This window comes from Sphingobacterium sp. (assembly GCF_039596235.1).
Taxonomy (GTDB): Bacteria; Bacteroidota; Bacteroidia; order Sphingobacteriales; family Sphingobacteriaceae; genus Sphingobacterium.
In genome coordinates this window covers 328,512-347,873 of sequence record NZ_JBCNKE010000002.1, presented here as the reverse complement: position 1 = coordinate 347,873, position 19,362 = coordinate 328,512, and the positions used below count along the sequence as shown (strand labels likewise).

The following is a 19,362-nucleotide window of genomic DNA, read 5'->3' as shown; positions in this document are numbered from 1 at the left end:
CTACATTGTCCAAAGACTCCATTTCGATTTTATCGCAGCAGGGTTTGTTTGCGCTATTTTCTTATAAAATTTAACAAAATCTTTATTCCATAGGGTATAGTTGTGCGTAAACTTAAATACTATTTTGTGATTGTCAGCTTTTTGAATAATGACCTGCCAGACCCTATCATTGGTAATTGTTAGCGAAGTCTTGCTCAGTTCGATAATATCCGCCAGCGGGAAAACCGCCTTTCTTTGCTGTTTATTATCAATAGCATAAAAGTTTACATCATCAAAATAGAAATCTTCATCGCTGACAAGATTATCTTCCAAGCCAAACAGGAAAGGACGGGATGAAATCTTTCTGATCTGTTGTCCTACGATATCAGCTGAAGCTTCATAACTGATCTGATTATTTTCGGGTTTAAATCCAGCAGTATACTTCCTGAAAATTAGGCTAAATAGTACAATAAAGAGTACCAAACCTGTCAAAAATATAAGGTATAAATACATTCTTCTCTTTGTTAAGCGACATTTGTGTTTCTCTCCAGACATCAAAAGAACGTCTACATATCTAATTCGGCAATTAATTAACTGCGCTAAATTATCAAATTTAATTCAATATACAGATTTCGGTTGCCGACGGGGAAATAAGATAGGGATATATGTAAGACTAGCTTCCACAGTTGATATAATACAGGGGTATGTCGCCGGAGTGATTCCCGACACGATCAAGCCATTCAAAGAATATGTGATCCCCCAGCTCTTTGCCTATCAATTGTTTCTCCATCTGATACAATAGATCCAATGCGGTGAAATTCTTCCCATTGGAAGCTTGGATTCGGGCACATATTTCTACTTGAAAATATCCATCATCTCCATTATCCTCATCAAAAGCCTCTTCTTCATCATCCAATAGTACTTCATTGGGATTCAAATCTTCCATTCCCTTGATCCAACACATATAACAAAGCTCAATTTCGGGCGCATCGACCACAATTTCATTGGCATCCCACTGCGCCTGATCAGCTAAAATATCACGCTGATACTCCGCAACATCGGCATCAAATTCCTGGGCACTCTGATACGATTTGGCCTGAAACGTCCAGGCAATAGCTGACAGCACACGGTTTTGGACTGGTTGGGTGTTCCAATCAATATTATTCCAAGGACTGCCTACCTTCTCCCTTAAATAGCCAATATATCTTTTCAAATAAGATTTTCCGATTTTATTGTTCAGCCCAACATGATGTTCCCCCTCCAAAAATTTTTCGGAGAATGTATGCCAATCTTTAAAGTGCAATCTTGCGTAGGAAGAAAGCTTTTTCAAGATGTCCAAAGCGGCTGATTTTGGCAGATAGCCGACATCAGCTGCAGCAGTCGTGATATGACTACTGACAGTAATGGCAAGTGCATCCACACCGGGTTTGCTAATGTCCCAGCTTCCACTGTCGATTTGATCTTCCCGACCTTCCAAGACGGTACCTCCTGTCTTAATTCCGAGCAAGTTAAAATATCCCGCTAATAATTGGAGACAGCTTTCGGTATCTGCAATAGCGAAGTCCCTTTTCAATAGTTTCACCAATTCATCATGGTACTCAGCCTGTTTGGGATAAGTCCCAAACTGATATAGATGAACCGGATAAGTTCCATCGTCACCAGCACTGCCAAATACGGTAAACCAATCGCCAAAGACGATAACGCGGAATGCCGCTCCTAACGCTGTACCAAATTGTTCTTCATAAGGAATATCGTTGAGCATATCCTTACTGTTGATCTGCTTTTTCTTTTCTTGATCCAATTCGGCCTCCTGTGCGAGTTCTTCCTTCGCTTCTCTTACTCCCTCCTTTGCTGCACTCAATAATTCTTTGAAAAATTTAAACATAGTTTTAAAATATTATTTTTTGCTAATGATTTTTATTTACATTTTATCGATGCTCCCCAAAGGCACCGCACGGTGCGTTTAACTGCCCGTTATTGCCTTTATGGGCTTAAGATTTCGATTTATTGCTGTAAATCTGAAAATAAATATTTACTTTTTATTCAGAAATCCATATTAGTCTGGAGTCCGACCATATCTGTAGGCGAAAACTCTATATTTGAAGGAAGATAACAGCAGTAATTTTCATCGTTATGCGAGCTCCATTCATTAAAGCAACATCAAACATGACTGTATTCAACGATCTGATTACACCTGTCATTTTTAAGAAAAAGCTTACATTCAAGCGGAATGAACTGATCAAAAACAGCGGTACTGTAGACTCAAAAATATACTTCATTCAAAAAGGCAGCCTTAAAATTTCGATCTTCCAACAAGATGCCGAACAGATTATCCGACTAGGTTATACTGGAGATCTGATCGTGGCCATGGATTCCTTCCTTGATGGTTGCAATTCAGATTTTGTTATTCAGGCCATCAAGAAAACTGAAGTGTTAGTGGCGGAAAAAGAAGATTTTATGCATTTCATCTATAGCAGTCCTGAGCGCACTTATCTATACATCAACCTATTAGAGGGATTGGTGAAACAACAGCTTGACAGAGAACAGGATCTATTGCAGGAATCCCCTAAAATCCGCTATGAACGTGTTTTTAAGAGAAACCCGCTTTTATTCCAAATCATTCCCAATAAGCATATTGCCAACTATTTGAGGATGACGCCTGAGACTTTTTCACGGATCAGAAAATCTTGAGTTCAATCAATTTTTTTACCTTTTTTTTTCGTGTATTTTAACAAAAAAACGAAAATGAAATATAAATCTTTAGCGTTGCTTGAACAGCTCTGCATACAAACAGGGGAACATATGGCTTTTGTTGAATCGTTGAAAGCGCTACCATTGGCGGATCTCAATAATCGGCCCCATAAAAACTCATGGAATATTTTAGAGTGTATCGCACATCTCAATCTCTATGGAAACTTCTATTTGTCCGAAATTTCAAGCAGAATGGCAGCTAGTCAATCGAATGCAGCAAGCTATTTCAATAGAGGCCTTTTAGGAAATTATTTTGCAAAAAGTATACTTCCAAAAGATCGGCCCAACAAAATGAAAACATTCCCGGAGATGGATCCTATCCATAAGCAATTGGACAAAAATGTGCTTGACATCTTTTTGAGACAACAGCAGAATTTCCTGAAATTACTTGAACAGGCAAAATCAAAAGATCTCAGCAAAATCCGAACAAATATTTCCATCAATAAATGGATAAAAATCCGTCTTGGGGACACCTTTCGTTTTCTGGTCAACCACAATCTCAGGCATCTTGAACAGATAAAAACAATCCTTTCAAATTACTCCACGATCGATCAGACAAGTCAGGTTTTACCGACAGTTGACCAGCGTTAAGATAGAGTAGCTAACGATACTTCAACTATGCAAATAATTTGAAAATCTCCAGTACCGCTGCAAGTATATTTAGTATCTGTTTCATGAGAAAAAAAGAACTATTATCGCGCCATTAGGATGATCGCGGTGTAAAGAGCTCAATCACTCTTTCTAAGGGACGGCCGATAACCGCTTTACCGTCTTTAACGACGATAGGCCGTTCTATCAATATGGGGTTTTGCAGCATCACCTCAACCCACTCCTCATCCGTCAATTGAAGATGTTGAAATTTTTCGAGGAATAGAGCCTCATTCTTTCGGATAAGCGCTAATGGTTTGAGCCCAAGTTGTGACAATATTTCAATAAGCTCAGCTTTACTGGGTACTTCTTCAAGATACTCTTGCACCTGCAGATCTGCGGCATGCTCTTGCAGAAAATCTAGCGCAGCACAACTCTTGCTGCATTGGTTATTATGGTATATTTTAATCATTGTTTTTGTTATTGGATCTTTATTTGCGTTTATTTTTCGAATTGATATGGGTTGCTATCTTAACATTTCTTTTCTTCTGACAACTTCAAAGTAATGACTCGATAGACAATCAATAAACGCATCAAAGCTAATAAAAATTCGAAACGGAATATTAAACAGGTTTTACTTATATAGACAGACTCTGCCTATTTACCTGAGATGCATCACATTTATCGGCATACCTCAGGTAAAATAGAGGTATAAATGACCATGAATTTTAAAACGAATTTTATAATTTAGTGGTATGAACTCAGCTGAAAGTGTAACAGATTTCTACAAAAGACAACCGGGCTTTGCGAACGTAGACTTGCCACTTAATAATACGGGTATTGGGCATTTCAATGTGTTTAGCCGAGAATCCTGTACCGTGGTTTCCCCTTATAACCGCCGTGATTTTTATAAAACCTCATTGATCATAGGTCGGGGTAAATTATATTATGCTGATAAATGGATACAGATCGATCGACCTGCGATGTTATTTGCCAATCCAGTTGTACCTTATGCCTGGGAACCAGAATCTACGGCTCAATCTGGATGGTATTGTGTCTTTACGGAAGAATTTATTCAACATAGTGAACGCATAGAGAGTTTAAAGGATTCTCCCCTTTTTAAAATCGGGAGCAACCCAATTTATTTTCCAAATGCAGAACAACTGGAAGAAATCTCAACAATCTTCAAAAAAATGTTGTCGGAGATGAATTCGAATTATGCACATAAAGACGATGTCTTGCGCAGTTACCTTCATCTATTGATCCATGAGACAATGAAGTCAAGCCCTGCTCAGGAATTTGGTGCATATACGAATGCATCCACCCGGGTATCTAGTCTATTTTTAGAACTCCTGGAACGTCAATTCCCAGTAACCACTTTGGATACCGGCTTGCAGCTGAAAAGCCCAGGGGATTACGCCCATGCCCTTTCGGTGCATATCAATCACCTGAACCGTTCTGTAAAAGAAACAACAGGTAAAACCACCAGTGCACATATCGCCAGCCGCATTGCACAGGAAGCCCGGGCCTTGCTCTTGCACACCAATTGGAATATCGCTGATATCGCCTATAAATTAGGCTTTGAATACCCTTCTTATTTTACGAACTTTTTCAAAAAACATACTGGAATGTCACCAAACCAATTACGGATGACGGCTGTTTGAATAATATAATTATCTGTTTGATTGTCTTAAGTAAGACACAAGATACCTTCCCTACTTTTGTATTGAACAAAATATAACAGTTATGAAATATAGAAATCTTGGCACAACAAACGAACAGTTATCTGCTATTGGATTAGGTTGTATGGGAATGAGTTTTGCTTATGGACCTACAGACGAAAAAGAGAGTATCGCTACACTAGAAAGGGCGTTGGATCTTGGTATAAACTTCTGGGATACGGCGGACATGTATGGCAATGGCGCCAACGAAGAACTGATCTCAAAAGTTCTGGTTCCCAATCGTGATAAGGTATTTATTGCTACAAAATTCGGCTTTCGTTTCAAGGATGGACAGGCCGGACCTAGCGGCACTGCAAACACCTATTTTGACGGATCACCGGCCTGGATAAAAATCGCTGTCGAAGATAGTCTCAGAAGACTTCGTATCGATACCATAGATCTGTATTATGCGCATCGGGTGGATCCGAATATCCCTATCGAAGATACTGTAGGCGCGATGGCGGAACTGGTCAAAGAAGGAAAAGTAAGATATCTGGGACTGAGCGAAGCATCGCCGGCTTCGATCATTAAAGCCAATGCGGTTCATCCCATTGCGGCACTGCAAAGTGAATATTCTCTGCTAACAAGGGATGTAGAAAAAGAAATACTACAGACGGTGCGTAATCTGGGTATCAGTTTAATTCCTTATTCACCACTTGCCAGAGGTCTATTTTCCAACAGCTTAAATTTAGATAGCCTGGCAGCAGACGATTTCAGAAGGACACTTCCCCGGAATCAGGGAGAACATGCGGAGAATAATGCTCGTTTGATTGCTGAATTTGCGCGCTTAGCTCAAGATAAACAATGTTCTCCGATACAATTGGCGCTGGCTTGGGTACTCGCTCAGGGAGATGACATCATTCCGATTCCAGGTACGAAAAAAAGAAAGTATCTAGAAGAAAATGCAGGTGCTATCAACGTGCAATTGTCGGATTCGGATCTAAACGCTATCGAAGAAATACTTCGGAAATATCCAAACGTAGGCGCTCGTTATAGCGAAGGTGCCATGGCATTGGTCAACAATTAATAAATCAACTTTAATCGATACGGGGTAGTGCATGCATTTTACACAAAATGACTATACTATCCTGTATTTGTTTGATTGAATCTTATACCTCAATCCGTTACTGCATTAAGACATAGCTATACACCTAAAAATAGGGTGCAGTATTTTTTTGCATGTCATTTCGGTAACCTTGCTGTTGTATATTCATCCAACAGCAAGGTTGTTTTAATTTAGAAATTAATCATTAAGGCCATAACAGCTGTTGCGCTATTTTTCACCAAACTATTATTTCGATTTAGGAAAATTGCCTCCTTATTGGTCAGATTTCGTATTTCAGTCCGCCAAAGTATATTGGGCAGAATTGCATAATCGGCGTTGAGCGAGTAGCCAAATATTTGGATCCCATTTTTTGCTTCGGTAGGGATAATGACGCCCTTTTTATCCTGATAATATTCGCCCCGAGCAGTAAAACTGAATTTATCGGATCCAGTATAACGCGCAATTAATACCGGGGTATACCAGACATTATATTTGCTGCTCCCCTTTTCCTTCTGTTCAGCACCAATGTCAAAACCTACGGTGAATCCAATCTGTTTATTTAACTGGTAAATAGCATATAAGTTATGAAAATAACGCATCTGTCTGACACTATCCGCCTTATCACTACCGATAAAAGATCCACTATTGATCGTTAAATGATCGGTCGGCCTATATACAAGCTGATGTCCGAAGGCAGGCAAACTATTGCCATCGACACGCTGTATACGTTGCCAACCGTTTAACACAAGTCCGCTAAGAAATAATTTTCCAGATGCAGCGCTATAAGATATTTTTGCGCCCGTTTCAAAATAAGGCGAATTATCGGCAAAAAGGCTTCTGGTCAATGTCCAATTATCCTTGCCAATGGCACTTTCAAAACCTAAATGGGAGGAGAAAATACCGGCGTCGATCCATAAATCATACTTCTTTGAGACGCGTACACCGGCATTTGCTTCATAGATATTCTTCAATACTCCAGGCTCTGCAGCATAATTCGCATTCATGTAAGTACCTGTTGCCAAGGTAACATTGGCCCGCGTATTTTCAGTATTATAGGTAGCCTTTAGCAGGGCTAGATTAATATTCACCTCATTATTTCTGTTATGGCTGTAAACAAAAGCCGGACGTGTATTTCCAAGCGGGTTATTGAAATCCCGCATATAATAGGCTTCCACATATCCGTTGAATGAAACCGGATTATTTTTCGTTGTGTCTTTCTGTGCAAATATTGATGTTGTTGACACAAGTACGAGAGAGGTCAACAGGCTTAATTTCTTCATTAATTTAATTTTTGACTGTCATTTATTCTATTCTTATAGCTAGGCTTTGACATTTATTTTCCCGTCATTCTTATTCTGCTAGACCTAGACCGTTTTATTCCAAATGTCATATCATCCGCGGTCGGTATATCAGCTTCAATATGGGCGGGCTCTGTGCCGATTGTTCTATTTTTCTAATCATCTTCATTTTTATCTACGTTGTCCCTATATGCCAAACAATATTCCACAGTTCGCACTAATACCATAAAACTCTAAAAGACAACAGATTCAAAAAGAAAAGATTAAAATCAAAATAGCCAGATCCTATCAAAATGACAGGGTTACTTTATCAAAATGAGAATTGAACGCTGATTTAAACGATCGAAAAATAAAAACAATAAACACGAATAATATGTAAATTGGCAATCAAGAATAGTTAACAAACTTAATCTGCCACAAATAGATGCAAGAAAATAAATACGACGATCCAAAATTTTTCGAAGAATATGGTAAAATGTACCGTTCACAGAAAGGCTTATTGGGAGCTGGGGAATGGCATGAATTTCAAAAGCTCTTACCAAACCTGAGGGAGAATGCTGTGCTGGATTTAGGTTGTGGGTATGGTTGGCATTGTCGATATGTGATTGAAAATGGTGCAAAATCCGTTATAGGGGTAGATCTATCCGAAAAAATGCTGGCGAAGGCCAAACAGATCAATAAACTGGAAGGAATCGTATACCAACGAAATGCAATTGAAGAGCTTACTTTCAGATCCGGTCAATTTGATCTGGTGATCAGTTCTTTGGCATTCCATTACATAAAAGATTTTGATGCACTCTGTGGGGACATATACAATTGGCTCCAACCAGGAGGCCGATTTTTATTCTCGGTCGAGCATCCGGTCTTTACCGCTCAGGGTAACCAAGATTGGATCTACAACAAAGATGGGGACAAGCTCTATTGGCCTGTAGACAATTATTTTCTCTTGGGAGCCAGAGAGACAATATTTTTGGGAAATACGATCCTGAAATACCATAGAACAATTACTTCTTATCTCAGCAGCATTCTACAAAGCGGATTTAAAATAAAGGCTTGTGTTGAGCCTGAGCCCAGTACTGAAATGCTCGAAAATTTTCCAGAAATGCGCGATGAATTGAGAAGGCCGATGATGTTGATTATTTCGGCTGAAAAGTAGTCTGCTATATTGGCTTTCCGTGTAACAAATTTGCATAAGAGCCTGCATTTATAATGGAAAGCAAACATTAAAATTTATTTTAGTATATCAAATCCCTAAAATATTCATATACAACAAACTTTAAACAATGATAAACTTAAACCTATTCAAAAAAATTGCAGTGGCTACCTGTATCAGCTGCCTATTTTATTCGTGTAATAACGAAGCAAGTGCGCCAAATACATTGACTGAGAAAGAGCAAGAAGAAGGTTGGCAACTCCTATTTGACGGCACTACCCTGAACAATTGGCATACCTACAACAATGAGAAAAAAGCACCGACTGCCTGGTTGGTACGAAATGGTACAATCTATTGTGATCCAAACAACGAAAGTCAAAAATATGATCTTGTGTCCAACACTGACTATAAAAATTACGAGTTCAAATTTGAATGGAAACTGGAAAAAGAAGGTAACAGTGGTGTTTTCGTCAATGTACAGGAACAGCCGGATATCAATGCGACTTATCACTCAGGCCCTGAATATCAATTGCTCGCAGATTCACATCCTGACTTTGACAAACCATTGAAACGTGCAGGTTGTCTCTACATGTTTTTGCCTCAACAAAATTTTGTCAGCACCAAGGCTAAAGACGATTGGAACCAATCAAGCATTGTACAAAAAGACGGTAAGATAACCTTCTACCTGAATGGTACAGTCACAGCTGAAATGGATTTCAATTCGCAAAAATGGAAAGACCTGGTCAAACATAGCACATTCAAAGATTTTCCGGAATTCGGTCAACATATTAGTGGCAAGCTCGCGCTTCAAGATTGGTCAAGGGGTGTATCCTTTCGAAATCTAAAGATAAAGCAATTATAGGGCCTCTAGATTAGCTTTCAAAAAAGGTCCTTCGTTTTTGTATCAACGAAAGACCTTTTTTATAGCTTATCCTGTTTATTCATCCAAACCGTTTCTTTATTTAGCCCTGATCTGCGCAGTATAAATGAGGAATAAAATCCATGCGATTTTACTGCAGTTTATAAGCGCTATTGGTTTTGGAGCTAGTATCATTGTACCAGATGCCTTGCCAAATCTTACGTTTACTGTTCGAAAACGAACAGTAACGCCCGTCATCGGACATTTCAAAAATTTATAAAAATCCTATCTAACTCACAACAAGGCAACTATGAACTTGGCCAAATAATTGTCCTCTCTCGTTTAATTAAAAATCCTAAATAATATGTTTAAGCTTATTCTATCTTTTGTTTTTATTTTCATTTTCAACTACAATTTACAAGCACAAAAATGCAATTGTGCTGAAAACCTTAAATGGGTCAAAAAAATTGTCGAAGAAAATGATGCTGGTTTTCAATATGCCTTAGATCAGAAAGGATTGGACGCTTACCAAGCGCATAACGCTAAAATAGAACAGAAATTATCGGGGATTAAATCAAATTTAGACTGCACAAAACTCCTGTCAGAATGGTTACAGTTTATCCGCAAAGGACATTTATCGATCAACCGAATCGATGGAAAAGATGTTGACTCATTAATTTCAGAAGCTAATGTTACCACGAAGAACAATCATCCTACTATGGATATATCGGAAGAGAAATTCAAAAATTACCTTGCTATAAAAAAAGAACAAAATCTAGAAGGGATATGGGACTCTCCCCCATACCAAGTAGCGATCAAAAAGTATTCTGAGGGATATAAAGGCATTATCGTCGGATCTACAGCGGATAATTGGATGGTTGGTGACGTCAAATTCACCCTCAATAATGAACTATCAGAAGGCACTTATTATCTTAGAGATAAATCCCAGGAAAAAATATCCTCCACATTAGCCGTTGGGAAAAATATCTTTCAATTGGGTAATTATCTATACACTAGAAAATATCCGATACTAGAAAACACTCCGTTGGAAGCTGATTTTGCAAGATCATACTCAACAGCTAAACCCTATCTGCAAAGGATCAATGCAAAAACAATTCTGTTACGTATCCCCAGTTTTAACGGTAGGCAAAAACAAACAATTGATAGCCTTATCGCCGCGAATAAACCACAGTTGAAAAAAACAGAAAACTTAATTATTGATATCCGCAATAACGGCGGTGGCAGTGATGGCAGTTATGCTGAAATTATTCCTTTTTTATATACAAATCCTATTCGTACGGTTGGTGTAACATTTTATTCCACAAAATTAAATAATCAGCGGATGTTGGACTTCTGCGAAAAGTATGAGGAATATGGAATTGATCCAAGAGACCTACCTTTCTATAAAGCTGCTTATGATAGCTTGAGCAATCATTTGGGACAATTTGTCAATGTTAGGCCAAATCAAAAAATGATCAGTATCGATTCAAGTTACACAACTTTGCCTTACCCAAAACAAGTTGGGATTATCATCAATGGTGGAAATGGAAGCACGGCAGAGCAATTTCTATTGGAAGCTAAGCAAAGTAAAAAAGTTAAGCTTTTCGGCACAACAACTGCTGGTGTTCTTGACATCTCAAATATGTATTTTGTTGAATCCCCTTGCAAAGAATATAGACTAGGTTATTCTCTTAGCAAAAGTTACCGGATCCCTGAAATGTCCATTGATAATAAAGGGGTACAACCCGATTATTACATAGACAAAAGTATACCTGACCACGAGTGGGTTGACTATGTCAGAAAAGTACTTGAAGATTCGAAATAACTGTAGTTTTCAAAAAACAGGCAGTATTTAAATAATTGTGTTATTGTATTTACCAAACTGAGAAACCTTTCCAATATTTTTTGGTGGATATACTGTACTCCGGCAGCTTCTAAATATTAAGCATAAGGATTGTAAAACGATAACGAAAGAGACTGTACCTGACTCACTGATATTTACTATCTGTTATCCTTGTAAGCAGTTTGGAGGCAGTTTAATATGCTTTTGGAAAGTACCACTATAGACTGCTCTATTGCCAGTCGGAACTATTATCGCAAATCGATACGAGCATCTATCCAAAAGTATGCCCTGTTTTTGCGAAATAAGTCATCGGGTATTTGATGATTATAAATCAACTCTTCCAAGGTATTAAAATTGTAACGCAGCATATCATCGTTCTTAAACTGGATCGGACGTAAAATTGCGTCTTCATCATCAATAAAAATATCTGATTCGAAAAGATTAATTTGATTTGCTGTAACCCAGGTCATAGCAGCTACTTTATCCATTTTTATCAAAGCCTTGGCCGCTTCCTGATATTGTTTCATTTCCCAAGGGAGATCTTCAGGATAATGGGAAGCTACATAGTCCTGATAAATTTTTATATCCCCTACACGCAGGCATTCATTGCGAATCAACAGCCTTGTTGTATCACGGGCAAAACTCACATAGTCGGGATGCATAAACAAACCGTACCGTTTACTATACAATGCTATCTTATCTGCCAATTCTTGCCTCATAATTTATATACGCAACAAAAATCATCCCAACATCCTCTTTTAGAACATGTTCTAAACTAAATTATATTTTTTTAGATAAAGAATATACAAATCATGCAGTATATGGACGATATAACGAGTGAGTTTTCCCAAAAAACAGAAAGGATTCTGATATCGTTCCGTTTTATTGGCAGTGATATCAAAATCCTTCGATTGTTATTAAAATATTTTTAAACCTACGATCCCGGCCACAATTAACGTCGCCGACAAAAGTCTAAAGACGTTTGCTGAATCGCCGAAGAAGAATATCCCGACCAGTAATGTACCGACGGCCCCTAAACCGGTCCAAACCGCATAGGCCGTACCGATTGGGATGGCTTTTTGCGCGTAAAACAATAGTCCTCCACTGATAGTCATCGAGACAACAGCCAATATAATCCAACCAAATTTATTGCTATCTGGCTGTTGGGCCATCTTTAATCCTAAGGGCCAACCAATTTCAAAAATACCGGCAATAATTAATGCAATCCAATTCATTTTCAATTATTTAAATGATCCTCCACAAAAGTAGTGACTTGACCGGCTGCATTTTTTGATCTATATCAAAATCGTTCCCTAGCGTCTGATCCGGCTCAACGTCTCCTGTGTAATTCCCAAATAGGATGCAATGTGACCGAGGTTGACCCGATTTAGCAAATTTGGTTGCAACTTGATAAGTGACTGATAACGTTCTATAGCAGATTCGGTATGCAATGAGATAATACGTTCCTCGAGGACGATACATACCTCCTCTGCAATTTTTCTTCCGATAAGGTTTAACTCGGGATATTTTCGATAGAGCTCATTCAGATCATCTACAGCGATTGCATAGACCTCTGAATCTTCAAGAAACTGAATATTCTCAAAGGAAGGTCTTTCTGTATATACAGGTAATATCGATCCAAAAATTTGATTCTCTTCACCAAACCAGCTGTTGAGTTCCCGCCCATTTTTGAAGAAATAGGCACGAATTAGACCTTTACTTAATACAAAATAACTGGACACATGCTGTCCCTCTCTTAGAAAATGTTCCCCTTTACGCTTCGAAAAATAGTTGACTCTTTGTTCAATCTCCTTTTCGGCCGATTCATTGAGCTGCCCATATCTTTTGAGCTGCTGGATTAATGGATTCATGATTTACTATAAACTAACGGATCTGAAGATACAAAACTCTCAAAAAAGCAGTGAAGGATATGATAAAAATGTCAAGTGTAGTGTAACTTTGTTTAGACAGCAAACCGATCAATAAAAATGAATCCGTTTGGAAAATAGCAATTCAAAATCTATGGATATGCACGAACTCAACCAGTTTTATTTAAGCCAGGAAGAACTCAATAAGAGCTGTTTTTTGGCACTAAAGCATATTATTCTCCAGCAGAATCCAGAAATCAGGGAAACGATCAATAACTAAAAAATAATGTAAATTTGTCCCGTCCTTGCTTAAGGATGATTTTTTAGTTTAATAGCATGAAAAAAATATTACTTTCTTTTGTTGCCCTCTTTGTATGTATTACCTCCCAAGCGCAACATTTTGACCTAATCCCTTTAGGTATATACGGTGGTGAGCAAGAGGATAATCTATCGGCCTATCTTGTTGGAGCCCCAAAAGACACTGCATTTCTCTGTCTGGATGCCGGTACAATAAATACCGGGATACGAAAAGCCATACAGCTGAAAAGTCTCCAGGGGACAGAAGAAACGATTTTACACAATCAAATAAAAGGGTATTTTATTTCTCATGGTCATTTAGATCATCTATCCGGTCTGATTATCAATTCTCCGGCGGATAACAAAAAGAATATATTTGCTCTTGCTCCTGTGCTCCAGATTTTACAAAACCATTATTTTATAAACGATACCTGGATTAATTTTGCTGATCAGGGTCAAAAACCAATTCTTGGAAAGTATCATTACAGTGAATTGCAGGAAGGAATAGAACTTGCAGCAAAAAATACTCCTTTCTTCCTGACGGCTTACGAATTAAGCCATGTAAATCCATATAAAAGCAGCGCCGTACTGCTACGCCATCATGATCATTATCTACTTTATCTCGGAGATACCGGGGCCGACCGGGTTGAAAAGGCTGACCGACTAGACAATCTTTGGAAAACTATTGCTCCATTGATCACAAAAGGTCAATTAAACACGCTATTAATTGAGGTATCTTTTCCCAATAGTCAAGCCGAAAACCTCCTGTTCGGTCATCTTACCCCCAATCTATTATTAGAGGAATTAAACAAACTAAAAGATAAAATCGGACAAAATGATTTAAAAGGATTTAACATCGTGGTCACCCACCGCAAACCAACAAGAGATAATCCAGAAATCATAAAAAAGGAGCTCTTAAAAAACAATCCTTTAAGAGTAAATTATATCTTTCCTGAGCAAGGGAAAAAAATTAGCCTACCTTAACCACTGCTGGTAATAAGCAATCGCAAAAATGGATTCCGTTGAAATTGGATTACTGAAAAAAGACGGTAGCGGTTACGAAAAAAAAAGAACAATAGGGATGACCGAGTTTTTTGGTCGCCCCTATCCTATTAAAAAACAACTATATTGCCTGAATAATATCCGCCATATTCAAACGCGATTTAGCTGTTATGCTAGGTTGATTTGAATCCTCTACACTGCGATAGCCAATGGCGACGGCAAATAAGGTATGGTATTGCTCAAGCCCCAAGATTTCATCATAACGATCATTCTCAATTCCCTCCATTGGCGTTGCATCAATATGATTTGACGCACAGGCCGCAAGAAAAAATCCCAATGAAAGGTATACCTGCTGCTTCATCCAGGATTGCACATGTTGTTCTCCCTGTGATTTTAAAAAACGATGGTAATAATTTATCGATCCCTCGGGAAGCGTGCTGTTGATCTGCTCCTCGAATCGTTGCACGTCGTTAAGCGCACTAAAGACGACCAGATGACTTGCCTCATTAATTTTCGCTGCATTCCAATAGGATGCTTCTGCTAATTTCGTTTTCGTCTCTCCGTCTGAAATAAAGAAAAATTTCCAAGGTTGGCTGTTGATAGATGATGGACTCAGGCGAAGTATCTCTTTTAGTTCAGCAATCTTGTCCGCTGAAATTCTTTCTGTTGAATTATACTTTTTTGTTGTATAACGTTGTTTTGCTGTTTCTATAAATGACATAACATACAATTTTAAATTAACTATATTTTTTATAGTTGCAAACTTAAATATAGTGTTATATATTTGCAATAACGGTCAAAGTTGATAGTAACAGATGTATTTGATAGACAACAAACAATACCCATGCAGTACCAGTCTGACAATGAAATACATAGGCGGAAAATGGAAAGCAGTCATCCTCATTCATTTAATTGAAAAAAAACGTTACAATGAGCTGAGAAAAGAATGTCCAATGATTACCGAACGTACTTTGAGCCTGCAGCTGAAGGAGCTGGAAGCAGACGGCTTGGTCACACGGACCGTACATACGGACAAAGCGCCTTTAAAGGTTGATTATGAACTTACGGAATTTGGCAGGACACTTATTCCTCTATTGGAATCTATTGCACGATGGGGTAGGGAAACTGCAAGTAGAACTGAAGGAATTCAACAGGTTATAGAATCCAAGTAATGACTGTGCTTTTTTCATAACTCATGAATCAATATCTCCTTAAGATCAACAGCATTGTTGAACAGCTCGACGGGAACAACCTCAATGCACGCAAGGCTGTGTTAAAAATAAAAACCTATAAAAAGACTGATTTTCTACACTATCAGGCTGAGGTCTGCCGATATAGCTTTGGGATCGAATCCGATATATTTGAACTTCTGAAAAATTTCTGCTTAAATTTGCCTAAAGGCAATGGCTGCTAAAAGTTCTTCAATCAGAAGCGTTCATTCCAGATCGCTTCTGATTGAAGTTGAGATTAAATTTGTTGTTCGGCAATATTTCAAGTCTACATCAGAAGTCTTCTTCCACCAATTCTTTATTGACCATTGCTCCAGCTAAATTTCCCGCTGCTACAGCATTGGCAACAGACCGCATCATGCTCGCATTATCGCCACATGCAAAAACCCCTTTTATAGTTGTCTTCTGAAAACTGTCAACGACAATATGTCCTTGTTCAGTCAAGTCACAGCCCAGAGCAACAGGAATATTGCAATGCTGTCTAAAAGGGATTGCTGCATATACGGCATCAAATGCTATCGCTTTGTTGTTCTTGAAAATTACTTTTTCCACCCACCCATTCTTGTGCTGAATTTTACTAACCTGTTCTGCTATGACTGTTACACCGTGCTTCTTCAATTTTGCAGCCTGCTCCACGCTGAAATTTGCTTCTCCAGAAGTCAATATTGTTAGATCGGTGGAGAGATTGCCAACTAAAGATGCCAAATGTAAAGCACGTTCACCGTTCGCCATAATCGCTGTTTTCCGGCCCCTGAATTCATATCCATGGCAATATGGACAATGGATAACTGAAATTCCCCAACAGGCTGAAAAACCTTGGATACCTGGCATGATATCTTCTACTCCAGTCGCAAAAATCAACTTTTTTGCCCTAAATAATTCACCATTTTCAGTATTGATCTCAAAGCCATTGTTTGTTTTCTTTCCACTTACGGCAAGTCCGTTCTGAAATCTTACTGTTGGATAATTTAAAACCTGCTCTTTCGCTTTTTTAGCAATAACCGATGGTTTTTCGCCATCTTGAGTTATAAAATTATGCGAATGGGGTGTTTGTCTATTGCATGGTAGACCGCTATCAATAATAAGCACCTGACGTAGTGATCGTCCCAGTGCCATTGCTGCCGAAAGTCCGGCATAACTCCCGCCAATAATGATGACATCAAAATTTTTATCGTCTTTCATCTTTATAAATTTGATTAAATGCTTATGATACGAACAGATTTATGGTATGGACCTGTAGGTAAGGTTTTCGTCTAACGAACCTATTCATTCCAGCAGGCGAATTAAATAAATCGGTATCGTTTCATCTATGATTGTTTTGTTTATTCTATTTTTTACAAATGATCAGATAAAAAGGATAATGCTCTTCTACTTCCTTGATTTCAATCAATCCGTATTTTTCAAATTCCGACCGAATAGACTTCAGGTCATAAAAGAACATGCTAACCCCTCCAAACATTTCAAAACGATCTGTGTCTATGGAAGTGCCTTGTCCATAAATATTGGCCTTTTTTGATACAGTCGTAAAGATCATGTAACCATCGTCGGATAGCTGTTCGTAACAGTCACCTATAAATTTCGCCCGCTCCTCAGTTCCCAAAAGGTGGATGAGTGCGTAACAAAATATACCAGTATATTTTTTGGTATCAAATGGCATATCTACGACCGAACCATGATGTATGATCGTCTGGCTTCCGACATATTTTCTGGCGATTTCAATTGCTGTACTCGACAACTCAATTCCTGTAACAGCTATACCGTTATCTAGAAATAATTGACCATTTCGCCCATAGCCAAAGCCAGGAATAAGGATTTCTTTGATATTTTTTGCTATAAAGAAATCTTTCGCTAGGTGTGCTGAATGAGCCGGACTTCCACCCCACATCTCCCCTTTTTCTATAAAATTACGTTCCCAAAACTCCATACCAGTAAGCTTTTACTTTAAGTTTTTTTAATTGAATTCTGTCTCTTATGAACCTTTAATTTCAATAATATAGACGAAGGTAAGATATTTTATTATTGCAACTATGTAGCAACATTTATAAATGCAATTAAATTGCAAATAAATTACATTTAAAGATCGCTGTTCATATAATGGTTATTTTTCAGTATTGAAAAAGACAGCATAACAACGATATCTTTGCCCTTAGAAAAAAGAATACACCTCTTGCTAATAAGATTATAATGAAAAAAATAAAGACATTTTTTGCCGCCTCATTGCTTCCTTTCTTCGCCACACAGGTCTCTGCACAACAATTGGACAAGATGACCTGGTTTAACGAACCTACGGAATGGGCGGTCAACAACAACTCTCTTTCCATGTTCGTCACGCCTAAAAGCGACTACTGGCGTATATCACATTATGGATTTACAGTAGATGACGCACCTTTTTTCTACACGGAGAGAGGGGGTGAATTTGAAGTGAAGGTCAAAATTTCCGCCAAGTACAAAAATCGTTTTGATCAAGCGGGCATCATGCTGCGTATAGATCATGAAAATTATATAAAAGCGGGAATAGAATTTGTCGATGGCAAGTACAATCTGAGCACTGTCGTCACGCATCGAACCAGCGATTGGAGCATCGTACCAATAGATAAAGAAATCCCTTTTATATGGATAAAAGCAATTCGAATATTAGATGCGGTAGAGTTCTTTTATTCTTTTGATGACAAGGAGTATGTGATGATGAGAAATGCATGGTTACAAGACAATCATCCTGTCAGGATTGGTTTGATGGGGGCATCCCCTGATGGTGAAGGCTTCCAGGCTAAGTTTGAACACTTTGGGATCAAGCATCTTCCCGACCAGCGTAGAACCAAATGGTTAAAAGAAAATAGTTCCAACTGAGCCGATTAGTAAGGTCTGTCAAAAACTACCCTTTTGACAGACTCTTTATTATAGCGAAGTATCATCTTGATGATACATTTTATTGTATATACTGATCGCTTCATGTGAGTTGCGCACCCGCAGTTTTTGCAGAATATTTTGTCGGTGTCGATTGATGGTATTAACACTCAAAGCTAGCTTCTCGGCAATATCTTTACTGATCATCCCTGCTCTTATACACCGTAAAACCTCTTTCTCCCGCACACTCATGACGTCCTTCACCTCCTGTTTATCAAGGGGAAAAACTTCGCCACTGACCTGATTAAAAATATAGTTCTTCTTACTTTGACGATCTTCTCGATCAGGCATTAACGTATAGCAGCATAATGCCAATTGGGGAAATTCTTGACCGGGAGTATCCAAATAGATAATCTGATGCGACATCAACATTATTTGTCCATCTTTTCCTTCTACACGAAGTATACTATTTGCCTGATACCGAAATCGTTCTTTCGGTTCGGTTTTCTTGACCAGATCAAGAAATTGCAGTTCAAGTGCATGTTTTACCGCCAGATCTTCGGGATGTACGCGTTCTAAGAGAAAATCCTCCCATATACTATTAATTTCCAATTTTCTTTTGGCTGAACTCAAATGTAAACGTTCCGCAATCGCGCCCATAAAGGTAAAACTCCAGTTGGCCGTCAGATCACTCAATACCACAATTCCATTATGAATGTCGGCATATGTTTTCGCATATTGCTTATAGTACCTTAAAACAGACAAGTCTACACTCGTATTTCGCAGTCCTTTACCAACAAGATTTTTGTTTAGTGTCTTTTTTAAATCCGATCCCATAGTTAAATATTTCGCAAGTTCGTGAAGGTCGCCCGAGCATTTCTATCT

22 protein-coding genes are annotated in these 19,362 nt (G+C 38.4%); 11 read left to right on the top strand and 11 right to left on the bottom strand.

Annotation, left to right across the window (positions count from 1 at the left end; translation table 11 throughout):
• Both ABDW32_RS05665 and ABDW32_RS05660 read right to left on the bottom strand, forming a co-directional pair.
• Positions 1–492 carry a hypothetical protein gene (locus ABDW32_RS05665; protein ID WP_343560289.1) on the bottom strand — a complete coding sequence of 164 codons (492 nt, stop codon included), beginning with the start codon at positions 490–492 and terminating at the stop codon, positions 1–3.
• Between the two features lie 160 nt (positions 493–652).
• A complete protein-coding gene (locus ABDW32_RS05660) occupies positions 653–1,864 on the bottom strand; it encodes a DUF1266 domain-containing protein (protein ID WP_343560287.1) in 1,212 nt (403 codons plus the stop codon).
• A gap of 281 nt (positions 1,865–2,145) precedes the next feature.
• On the opposite strand from ABDW32_RS05660, the gene ABDW32_RS05655 reads away from it, so the two are divergent.
• The gene (locus tag ABDW32_RS05655) at positions 2,146–2,670 is read left to right on the top strand and encodes a cyclic nucleotide-binding domain-containing protein (protein ID WP_343560285.1); all 525 of its coding nucleotides are present in this window, start codon (positions 2,146–2,148) and stop codon (positions 2,668–2,670) included.
• Positions 2,671–2,724: 54 nt separating this feature from the next.
• Positions 2,725–3,321, top strand: a complete 597-nt coding sequence (locus ABDW32_RS05650; protein ID WP_343560283.1) for a DinB family protein — start codon at positions 2,725–2,727, stop codon at positions 3,319–3,321.
• Positions 3,322–3,433: 112 nt separating this feature from the next.
• On the opposite strand, the gene arsC is transcribed toward ABDW32_RS05650, so the two are convergent.
• Entirely contained in the window at positions 3,434–3,790 is a 357-nt protein-coding gene (gene arsC / locus ABDW32_RS05645; protein WP_343560281.1) for an arsenate reductase (glutaredoxin), read from the bottom strand.
• 283 nt (positions 3,791–4,073) lie between these two features.
• On the opposite strand from arsC, the gene ABDW32_RS05640 reads away from it, so the two are divergent.
• Positions 4,074–4,982, top strand: coding sequence for a helix-turn-helix domain-containing protein (locus tag ABDW32_RS05640; protein ID WP_343560279.1), 909 nt, complete (start codon positions 4,074–4,076; stop codon positions 4,980–4,982).
• A gap of 82 nt (positions 4,983–5,064) precedes the next feature.
• The gene (locus ABDW32_RS05635) at positions 5,065–6,066 is read left to right on the top strand and encodes an aldo/keto reductase (protein WP_343560277.1); all 1,002 of its coding nucleotides are present in this window, start codon (positions 5,065–5,067) and stop codon (positions 6,064–6,066) included.
• A 209-nt stretch (positions 6,067–6,275) separates the two neighbouring features.
• Here ABDW32_RS05635 and ABDW32_RS05630 read toward each other — a convergent pair whose 3' ends face one another.
• Positions 6,276–7,364: a porin gene (locus ABDW32_RS05630; protein ID WP_343560275.1), complete on the bottom strand. Its 1,089-nt coding sequence runs from the start codon at positions 7,362–7,364 to the stop codon at positions 6,276–6,278.
• 442 nt (positions 7,365–7,806) lie between these two features.
• Between ABDW32_RS05630 and ABDW32_RS05625 the strand changes: the two genes are divergently transcribed.
• The 3 genes from ABDW32_RS05625 (at position 7,807) to ABDW32_RS05615 (ending at position 11,219) form a co-directional block, all read left to right on the top strand.
• Positions 7,807–8,538, top strand: a complete 732-nt coding sequence (locus ABDW32_RS05625) for a methyltransferase domain-containing protein (protein WP_343560273.1) — start codon at positions 7,807–7,809, stop codon at positions 8,536–8,538.
• A gap of 127 nt (positions 8,539–8,665) precedes the next feature.
• Positions 8,666–9,397 carry a DUF1080 domain-containing protein gene (locus ABDW32_RS05620; protein ID WP_343560271.1) on the top strand — a complete coding sequence of 244 codons (732 nt, stop codon included), beginning with the start codon at positions 8,666–8,668 and terminating at the stop codon, positions 9,395–9,397.
• Between the two features lie 361 nt (positions 9,398–9,758).
• Entirely contained in the window at positions 9,759–11,219 is a 1,461-nt protein-coding gene (locus ABDW32_RS05615) for a S41 family peptidase (RefSeq protein WP_343560269.1), read from the top strand.
• Positions 11,220–11,485: 266 nt separating this feature from the next.
• Here the strand turns inward: ABDW32_RS05615 and ABDW32_RS05610 are convergent, their stop codons facing one another.
• The 3 genes from ABDW32_RS05610 to ABDW32_RS05600 all read right to left on the bottom strand — a co-directional run bounded on the left by ABDW32_RS05610 (position 11,486) and on the right by ABDW32_RS05600 (position 13,108).
• A complete protein-coding gene (locus ABDW32_RS05610; protein WP_343560267.1) occupies positions 11,486–11,956 on the bottom strand; it encodes a hypothetical protein in 471 nt (156 codons plus the stop codon).
• A gap of 198 nt (positions 11,957–12,154) precedes the next feature.
• Positions 12,155–12,472: a multidrug efflux SMR transporter gene (locus tag ABDW32_RS05605; RefSeq protein WP_343560265.1), complete on the bottom strand. Its 318-nt coding sequence runs from the start codon at positions 12,470–12,472 to the stop codon at positions 12,155–12,157.
• A gap of 78 nt (positions 12,473–12,550) precedes the next feature.
• Entirely contained in the window at positions 12,551–13,108 is a 558-nt protein-coding gene (locus ABDW32_RS05600) for a Crp/Fnr family transcriptional regulator (RefSeq protein ID WP_343560263.1), read from the bottom strand.
• A 333-nt stretch (positions 13,109–13,441) separates the two neighbouring features.
• Here ABDW32_RS05600 and ABDW32_RS05595 point away from each other — a divergent pair, with 333 nt between their 5' ends.
• Entirely contained in the window at positions 13,442–14,386 is a 945-nt protein-coding gene (locus tag ABDW32_RS05595; protein ID WP_343560261.1) for a 3',5'-cyclic-nucleotide phosphodiesterase, read from the top strand.
• A 139-nt stretch (positions 14,387–14,525) separates the two neighbouring features.
• On the opposite strand, the gene ABDW32_RS05590 is transcribed toward ABDW32_RS05595, so the two are convergent.
• Positions 14,526–15,125 carry a nitroreductase family protein gene (locus ABDW32_RS05590; protein ID WP_343560259.1) on the bottom strand — a complete coding sequence of 200 codons (600 nt, stop codon included), beginning with the start codon at positions 15,123–15,125 and terminating at the stop codon, positions 14,526–14,528.
• 142 nt (positions 15,126–15,267) lie between these two features.
• Between ABDW32_RS05590 and ABDW32_RS05585 the strand changes: the two genes are divergently transcribed.
• Together ABDW32_RS05585 and ABDW32_RS05580 are read left to right on the top strand one after the other, a co-directional pair.
• Positions 15,268–15,576, top strand: a complete 309-nt coding sequence (locus tag ABDW32_RS05585; RefSeq protein ID WP_343560257.1) for a helix-turn-helix domain-containing protein — start codon at positions 15,268–15,270, stop codon at positions 15,574–15,576.
• Positions 15,577–15,599: 23 nt separating this feature from the next.
• Positions 15,600–15,818 carry a hypothetical protein gene (locus ABDW32_RS05580; protein ID WP_343560255.1) on the top strand — a complete coding sequence of 73 codons (219 nt, stop codon included), beginning with the start codon at positions 15,600–15,602 and terminating at the stop codon, positions 15,816–15,818.
• 88 nt (positions 15,819–15,906) lie between these two features.
• Here the strand turns inward: ABDW32_RS05580 and ABDW32_RS05575 are convergent, their stop codons facing one another.
• Both ABDW32_RS05575 and ABDW32_RS05570 read right to left on the bottom strand, forming a co-directional pair.
• A complete protein-coding gene (locus ABDW32_RS05575) occupies positions 15,907–16,815 on the bottom strand; it encodes an NAD(P)/FAD-dependent oxidoreductase (protein ID WP_343560252.1) in 909 nt (302 codons plus the stop codon).
• Between the two features lie 145 nt (positions 16,816–16,960).
• Complete coding sequence (locus ABDW32_RS05570; protein WP_343560250.1) at positions 16,961–17,557, bottom strand: class I SAM-dependent methyltransferase; 597 nt, start codon at positions 17,555–17,557, stop codon at positions 16,961–16,963.
• Positions 17,558–17,817: 260 nt separating this feature from the next.
• Here ABDW32_RS05570 and ABDW32_RS05565 point away from each other — a divergent pair, with 260 nt between their 5' ends.
• Complete coding sequence (locus ABDW32_RS05565) at positions 17,818–18,480, top strand: DUF1349 domain-containing protein (RefSeq protein WP_343560248.1); 663 nt, start codon at positions 17,818–17,820, stop codon at positions 18,478–18,480.
• 48 nt (positions 18,481–18,528) lie between these two features.
• Here the strand turns inward: ABDW32_RS05565 and ABDW32_RS05560 are convergent, their stop codons facing one another.
• A complete protein-coding gene (locus ABDW32_RS05560; protein WP_343560246.1) occupies positions 18,529–19,314 on the bottom strand; it encodes a LuxR C-terminal-related transcriptional regulator in 786 nt (261 codons plus the stop codon).
• Positions 19,315–19,362 lie beyond the last annotated feature (48 nt).

Coding starts and splice junctions, on each gene's coding strand:
- ABDW32_RS05640 (WP_343560279.1), top strand. CDS start 4,074: ATGAACTCAGCTGAAAGTGTAACAGATTTCTACAAAAGACAACCGGGC.
- ABDW32_RS05620 (WP_343560271.1), top strand. CDS start 8,666: ATGATAAACTTAAACCTATTCAAAAAAATTGCAGTGGCTACCTGTATC.
- ABDW32_RS05600 (WP_343560263.1), bottom strand. CDS start 13,108: ATGAATCCATTAATCCAGCAGCTCAAAAGATATGGGCAGCTCAATGAA.
- ABDW32_RS05635 (WP_343560277.1), top strand. CDS start 5,065: ATGAAATATAGAAATCTTGGCACAACAAACGAACAGTTATCTGCTATT.
- ABDW32_RS05660 (WP_343560287.1), bottom strand. CDS start 1,864: ATGTTTAAATTTTTCAAAGAATTATTGAGTGCAGCAAAGGAGGGAGTA.
- ABDW32_RS05595 (WP_343560261.1), top strand. CDS start 13,442: ATGAAAAAAATATTACTTTCTTTTGTTGCCCTCTTTGTATGTATTACC.
- arsC (WP_343560281.1), bottom strand. CDS start 3,790: ATGATTAAAATATACCATAATAACCAATGCAGCAAGAGTTGTGCTGCG.
- ABDW32_RS05610 (WP_343560267.1), bottom strand. CDS start 11,956: ATGAGGCAAGAATTGGCAGATAAGATAGCATTGTATAGTAAACGGTAC.
- ABDW32_RS05605 (WP_343560265.1), bottom strand. CDS start 12,472: ATGAATTGGATTGCATTAATTATTGCCGGTATTTTTGAAATTGGTTGG.
- ABDW32_RS05665 (WP_343560289.1), bottom strand. CDS start 492: ATGTATTTATACCTTATATTTTTGACAGGTTTGGTACTCTTTATTGTA.
- ABDW32_RS05625 (WP_343560273.1), top strand. CDS start 7,807: ATGCAAGAAAATAAATACGACGATCCAAAATTTTTCGAAGAATATGGT.
- ABDW32_RS05570 (WP_343560250.1), bottom strand. CDS start 17,557: ATGGAGTTTTGGGAACGTAATTTTATAGAAAAAGGGGAGATGTGGGGT.
- ABDW32_RS05650 (WP_343560283.1), top strand. CDS start 2,725: ATGAAATATAAATCTTTAGCGTTGCTTGAACAGCTCTGCATACAAACA.
- ABDW32_RS05575 (WP_343560252.1), bottom strand. CDS start 16,815: ATGAAAGACGATAAAAATTTTGATGTCATCATTATTGGCGGGAGTTAT.
- ABDW32_RS05560 (WP_343560246.1), bottom strand. CDS start 19,314: ATGGGATCGGATTTAAAAAAGACACTAAACAAAAATCTTGTTGGTAAA.
- ABDW32_RS05585 (WP_343560257.1), top strand. CDS start 15,268: ATGAAATACATAGGCGGAAAATGGAAAGCAGTCATCCTCATTCATTTA.
- ABDW32_RS05655 (WP_343560285.1), top strand. CDS start 2,146: ATGACTGTATTCAACGATCTGATTACACCTGTCATTTTTAAGAAAAAG.
- ABDW32_RS05580 (WP_343560255.1), top strand. CDS start 15,600: ATGAATCAATATCTCCTTAAGATCAACAGCATTGTTGAACAGCTCGAC.
- ABDW32_RS05590 (WP_343560259.1), bottom strand. CDS start 15,125: ATGTCATTTATAGAAACAGCAAAACAACGTTATACAACAAAAAAGTAT.
- ABDW32_RS05615 (WP_343560269.1), top strand. CDS start 9,759: ATGTTTAAGCTTATTCTATCTTTTGTTTTTATTTTCATTTTCAACTAC.
- ABDW32_RS05565 (WP_343560248.1), top strand. CDS start 17,818: ATGAAAAAAATAAAGACATTTTTTGCCGCCTCATTGCTTCCTTTCTTC.
- ABDW32_RS05630 (WP_343560275.1), bottom strand. CDS start 7,364: ATGAAGAAATTAAGCCTGTTGACCTCTCTCGTACTTGTGTCAACAACA.